The organism is Flavobacterium xizangense (assembly GCF_054075145.1).
The window spans coordinates 1-5,518 of record NZ_JBSIPG010000022.1; the positions used below are offsets into that span (position 1 = coordinate 1).

The following is a 5,518-nucleotide window of genomic DNA, read 5'->3' on the forward strand; positions in this document are numbered from 1 at the left end:
TCAAAAGAAAGGCGACGACATACTCTCCCACAAAACTGCAGTACCATCTGCGCAGGCGGGCTTAACTTCTCTGTTCGGGATGGGAAGAGGTGAGCCCCGCCGCAATAACCACCTTAAGGTCATTCGCTGCGAGCAGCTTTTCAATCAGTAATTGATGATTGGCAATTAATGATCAAAACAATATCTTAACATACTGAGATAAAGAAAAGTAAGTTTTAGTTTTATTTTAGAAAGTTTCTTTCCCGAGCCTTTCGGCTCGGGAAAAAGGGTGTACATAAGCTTACGGATTATTAGTACTACTCGACTATGACATTACTGCCTTTACATCTATAGCCTATCAACGTGGTCATCTTCCACGATCCTTAAAAGAAATCTCATCTTGTGGTGGGTTTCGCGCTTATATGCTTTCAGCGCTTATCCCTTCCCAACGTAGCTACTCTGCGGTGCCCCTGGCGGGACAACAGATACACTAGAGGTTAGTCCAATTCGGTCCTCTCGTACTAGAATCAGATCCACTCAAATTTCTAACGCCCACAGTAGATAGAGACCGAACTGTCTCACGACGTTCTGAACCCAGCTCGCGTGCCACTTTAATGGGCGAACAGCCCAACCCTTGGGACCTTCTCCAGCCCCAGGATGTGACGAGCCGACATCGAGGTGCCAAACCCCCCCGTCGATATGAGCTCTTGGGGGAGATCAGCCTGTTATCCCCGGCGTACCTTTTATCCTTTGAGCGATGGCCCTTCCATGCGGAACCACCGGATCACTATGCTCTACTTTCGTACCTGATCGACCTGTATGTCTCTCAGTCAAGCTCCCTTATGCCATTGCACTCTACGCACGGTTACCAAGCGTACTGAGGGAACCTTTAGAAGCCTCCGTTACTCTTTTGGAGGCGACCACCCCAGTCAAACTACCCACCAAGCACTGTCCTCTTCATCGAAGAGTTAGGCCTCAGATAAACAAAGGGTTGTATTTCAACAATGACTCCACAACGCCTGGCGACGCCGCTTCATAGTCTCCAACCTATCCTACACATCATTTATCCAAGGTCAATACTAAGCTATAGTAAAGGTGCACAGGGTCTTTTCGTCCCACTGCGGGTAAACGGCATCTTCACCGTTACTACAATTTCACCGAGCTCATGGCTGAGACAGTGTCCAGATCGTTACACCATTCGTGCAGGTCGGAACTTACCCGACAAGGAATTTCGCTACCTTAGGACCGTTATAGTTACGGCCGCCGTTTACTGGGGCTTCAATTCAATGCTTCTCCGAAGATAACATCTCCTCTTAACCTTCCAGCACCGGGCAGGTGTCAGGCCCTATACTTCATCTTACGATTTTGCAGAGCCCTGTGTTTTTGATAAACAGTCGCCTGGACCTCTTCACTGCGGCCCCCATTGCTGGGGGCGACCTTTCTCCCGAAGTTACAGGTCTATTTTGCCTAATTCCTTAGCCATGAATCTCTCGAGCACCTTAGGATTCTCTCCTCAACTACCTGTGTCGGTTTACGGTACTGGTACTAATTACCTGAAGTTTAGAGGTTTTTCTTGGAAGCCCTTAGGCGCACTATCTCTTTGTCCGAAGACTCCGAGTACTATCGTATTTCACCAAGACCTGCGGATTTGCCTACAGGACTTATAGCTAGGTACTTCAACGAACTATTCCGTCAGTTCGCGGCGCTTTCATCACTCCGTCACCCCATCACAGTAATTAGTAGTACGGGAATATTAACCCGTTGGCCATCGACTGTCCCTTTCGGGTTCGCCTTAGGACCAGACTAACCCACAGCTGATTAGCATAGCTGTGGAAACCTTAGTTTTTCGGTGTGCGGGTTTCTCGCCCGCATTATCGTTACTTATGCCTACATTTTCTTTTCTGACCGGTCCAGCATACCTTACGATACACCTTCAACCCTGTCAGAATGCTCCCCTACCACTTTGCATTGCTGCAAAATCCATAGCTTCGGTAATATGTTTATGCCCGATTATTATCCATGCTCGTCCGCTCGACTAGTGAGCTGTTACGCACTCTTTAAATGAATGGCTGCTTCCAAGCCAACATCCTAGCTGTCTGGGCAGACAAACCTCGTTCTTTCAACTTAACATATATTTGGGGACCTTAGCTGATGGTCTGGGTTCTTTCCCTCTCGGACTTGGACCTTAGCACCCAAGCCCTCACTGCTGTGAAACATTATATAGCATTCGGAGTTTGTCAGGAATTGGTAGGCGGTGAAGCCCCCGCATCCAATCAGTAGCTCTACCTCTATATAACTATCGTCAGCGCTGCACCTAAATGCATTTCGGGGAGTACGAGCTATTTCCGAGTTTGATTGGCCTTTCACCCCTACCCACAGGTCATCCGAAGACTTTTCAACGTCAACCGGTTCGGTCCTCCACTGTGTGTTACCACAGCTTCAACCTGCCCATGGGTAGATCACACGGTTTCGCGTCTAACACTACTGACTAAAGCGCCCTATTCAGACTCGCTTTCGCTACGGATCCATGGCTTAACCACTTATCCTTGCCAGCAACGTTAACTCGTAGGCTCATTATGCAAAAGGCACGCCGTCACCCCACGAAGGGGCTCCGACCGCTTGTAAGCGTATGGTTTCAGGATCTATTTCACTCCGTTATTCACGGTTCTTTTCACCTTTCCCTCACGGTACTGGTTCACTATCGGTCTCTCAGGAGTATTTAGCCTTAGCGGATGGTCCCGCCAAATTCAGACAGGGTTTCACGTGCCCCGCCCTACTCAGGATACCACTATCCATTACATTTATTACCCATACGGGGCTATCACCCTCTATGGCGTCGCTTTCCAGCAACTTCCGGTTCTGCATGCATGAAATATCGTGGTCCTACAACCCCAACAATGCCGTAACATTATTGGTTTGGGCTAATCCGCGTTCGCTCGCCACTACTTACGGAATCACTTTTGTTTTCTTCTCCTCCGCCTACTTAGATGTTTCAGTTCAGCGGGTTTGCCCACCTATCGGTGTACTATGTCTTCAACATAGTGGGTTGCCCCATTCGGATATCTGCGGATCGATCGATGTGTGCTCGTCCCCGCAGCTTTTCGCAGCTTATCACGTCCTTCATCGCCTCTGAGAGCCTAGGCATCCCCCATACGCCCTTATTTTGCTTATTGTACCAATCATAAAATCAATTATGACCGTTTTTTTTGTTTTCTACAATAAATTGCAGAAAACGCTTTCTACTTTTTATTATTTTCTTATCTCAATATGTCAATGAACTTTTTCCCGATTCATCGGGATTGTGGAGAATAACGGAGTCGAACCGTTGACCTCCTGCGTGCAAGGCAGGCGCTCTAGCCAGCTGAGCTAATCCCCCATTTTTCAATCTTAGATTGTAGAATTCAGATTTTAGATTTCTTAATTCTTCTCTAATTTCTTTTGGTGAATTCCAACTTCCAGAATTTCCTTTCTCAAGTCAAATAGTAGTCCCGGGCAGACTCGAACTGCCGACCCCTACATTATCAGTGTAGTACTCTAACCAGCTGAGCTACGAGACTCTGTTTTACTTAAGTTTTATCATTTTTTTAAATCAACAGCAAGAGTAATAAAATCATCGATTCAGATCCATTTCGATCCGCATCTTTTTTCCCCAACGTGTGCAAGCACTAACATTCGGGGCTCTAGAAAGGAGGTGTTCCAGCCGCACCTTCCGGTACGGCTACCTTGTTACGACTTAGCCCTAGTTACCAGTTTTACCCTAGGCAGCTCCTTGCGGTCACCGACTTCAGGCACCCCCAGCTTCCATGGCTTGACGGGCGGTGTGTACAAGGCCCGGGAACGTATTCACCGGATCATGGCTGATATCCGATTACTAGCGATTCCAGCTTCACGGAGTCGAGTTGCAGACTCCGATCCGAACTGTGACCGGCTTTGTAGATTCGCTCCCCCTCGCGAGGTGGCTGCTCTCTGTACCGGCCATTGTAGCACGTGTGTAGCCCAAGGCGTAAGGGCCGTGATGATTTGACGTCATCCCCACCTTCCTCACAGTTTGCACTGGCAGTCTTGTTAGAGTTCCCGACTTGACTCGCTGGCAACTAACAACAGGGGTTGCGCTCGTTATAGGACTTAACCTGACACCTCACGGCACGAGCTGACGACAACCATGCAGCACCTTGTAAATTGTCTTGCGAAAGATCTGTTTCCAAACCGGTCAATCTACATTTAAGCCTTGGTAAGGTTCCTCGCGTATCATCGAATTAAACCACATGCTCCACCGCTTGTGCGGGCCCCCGTCAATTCCTTTGAGTTTCATTCTTGCGAACGTACTCCCCAGGTGGGATACTTATCACTTTCGCTTAGCCACTGAACTTGCGCCCAACAGCTAGTATCCATCGTTTACGGCGTGGACTACCAGGGTATCTAATCCTGTTCGCTACCCACGCTTTCGTCCATCAGCGTCAATCCATTAGTAGTAACCTGCCTTCGCAATTGGTATTCCATGTAATCTCTAAGCATTTCACCGCTACACTACATATTCTAGTTACTTCCTAATAATTCAAGTCCAGCAGTATCAATGGCCGTTCCACCGTTGAGCGATGGGCTTTCACCACTGACTTACTAGACCGCCTACGGACCCTTTAAACCCAATGATTCCGGATAACGCTTGGATCCTCCGTATTACCGCGGCTGCTGGCACGGAGTTAGCCGATCCTTATTCTTACGATACCGTCAAGACATTACACGTAATGTTGTTTCTTCTCGTACAAAAGCAGTTTACAATCCATAGGACCGTCATCCTGCACGCGGCATGGCTGGTTCAGGCTTGCGCCCATTGACCAATATTCCTCACTGCTGCCTCCCGTAGGAGTCTGGTCCGTGTCTCAGTACCAGTGTGGGGGATCTCCCTCTCAGGACCCCTACCCATCGTTGCCTTGGTAAGCCGTTACCTTACCAACTAGCTAATGGGACGCATGCTCATCTTTCACCGTTGTGACTTTAATAGTGTGTTGATGCCAACTCACTATACTATGAGGTATTAATCCAAATTTCTCTGGGCTATCCCTCTGTGAAAGGCAGATTGCATACGCGTTACGCACCCGTGCGCCGGTCTCTAGCTCCGAAGAACTATACCCCTCGACTTGCATGTGTTAAGCCTGCCGCTAGCGTTCATCCTGAGCCAGGATCAAACTCTTCATCGTATATTTTAATATTATATAGTCGATGCTTCCTCTAGTGGTTCTTTTCGAATCTATCGATTCCATTACCCTTATTCTATTTGTTCCGATTCTCATCGGAACGGCTGTCAATTCAATATGTCTACGAACGTAATTTTCTGTCTCTCGCTTGTCTCTCAAAGCGGGTGCAAAACTAAAACTTCTTTTTGTTTCTCGCAAGAAAAATCTAAAAAAAAATTGAAACTTTTTTTTCGTCTCATTTTCCAAACTTCCCTCCCAATCTCCCAATGAACTTTCCGTGTTTTGCGGGGTGCAAATGTAAAAAGCATTTTCAAATCTCACAAGCTTTTTTTAATCTTTTTTTT

The 5,518-nt window shown here is 47.6% G+C and carries 2 tRNA genes and 3 rRNA genes; all 5 read right to left on the reverse strand.

The features are described 5' to 3' along the window. Positions 1-6: 6 nt before the first annotated feature. Positions 7-116, reverse strand: a 5S ribosomal RNA gene (gene rrf / locus ACWA1B_RS22295). Positions 117-270: 154 nt separating this feature from the next. Then, positions 271-3,152, reverse strand: a 23S ribosomal RNA gene (locus ACWA1B_RS22300). Positions 3,153-3,281: 129 nt separating this feature from the next. After that, positions 3,282-3,355: transfer RNA gene (locus ACWA1B_RS22305), tRNA-Ala, on the reverse strand. A gap of 107 nt (positions 3,356-3,462) precedes the next feature. Continuing rightward, positions 3,463-3,536, reverse strand: a tRNA-Ile gene (locus tag ACWA1B_RS22310). A 127-nt stretch (positions 3,537-3,663) separates the two neighbouring features. After that, positions 3,664-5,177 (reverse strand): 16S ribosomal RNA (locus tag ACWA1B_RS22315). The 16S, 23S and 5S rRNA genes sit together here with 2 tRNA genes alongside, the layout of an rRNA operon. Positions 5,178-5,518 lie beyond the last annotated feature (341 nt).